The sequence below is a fragment of the Streptomyces mutabilis genome (assembly GCF_014649815.1).
Taxonomy (GTDB): Bacteria; Actinomycetota; Actinomycetes; order Streptomycetales; family Streptomycetaceae; genus Streptomyces; species Streptomyces mutabilis.
In genome coordinates this window covers 1-614 of record NZ_BMTT01000197.1, presented here as the reverse complement: position 1 = coordinate 614, position 614 = coordinate 1, and the positions used below count along the sequence as shown (strand labels likewise).

The following is a 614-nucleotide window of genomic DNA, read 5'->3' as shown; positions in this document are numbered from 1 at the left end:
TGTTAGCGGCAACACAAGCGCGTGAACGTTTACTCGCTGATAATGCAAAGAAAAAAGCACAAATTAGTGAATTACAATCCTTTGTTAGCCGCTTTAGTGCTAATGCATCAAAATCTCGTCAAGCCACTTCGCGTGCAAAACAAATTGAAAAAATTCAATTAACCGAAGTTAAAGCTTCTAGCCGACAAAATCCCTTTATTCGTTTTGAGCAAGAGAAGAAATTATTTCGTAATGCGTTAGAAGTAGAGAATATTGCTAAAGGTTATGAAGCAAATACGCCTTTATTTAAAGACGTAAATATGATGCTGGAAGTGGGCGAAAAAGTGGCGATTTTAGGCACCAATGGTGTGGGTAAATCAACCATGATCAAAACATTAGTGGGTGAATTAATGCCTGATAATGGACGCGTTAAATGGTCTGAAAATGCCACTATAGGTTATTATGCACAAGATCATGCCACTGATTTTGAAGTTGATATGACCGTTTTCGATTGGATGAGTTTATGGATGAAGCCAGAAGACGATGAACAGTCGGTGCGTAGTGTATTAGGTCGCCTTCTTTTCTCACAAGATGATATTAAAAAATCAGTCAAAGTATTATCTGGTGGTGAAAAA

The 614-nt window shown here is 37.6% G+C and carries 1 protein-coding gene; it reads left to right on the top strand.

The window, feature by feature from the left end; genetic code table 11:
* Window positions 1-614 (top strand): ATP-binding cassette domain-containing protein (locus IE142_RS39995; RefSeq protein ID WP_191889469.1); only part of this gene is annotated, 614 nt, incomplete at both ends.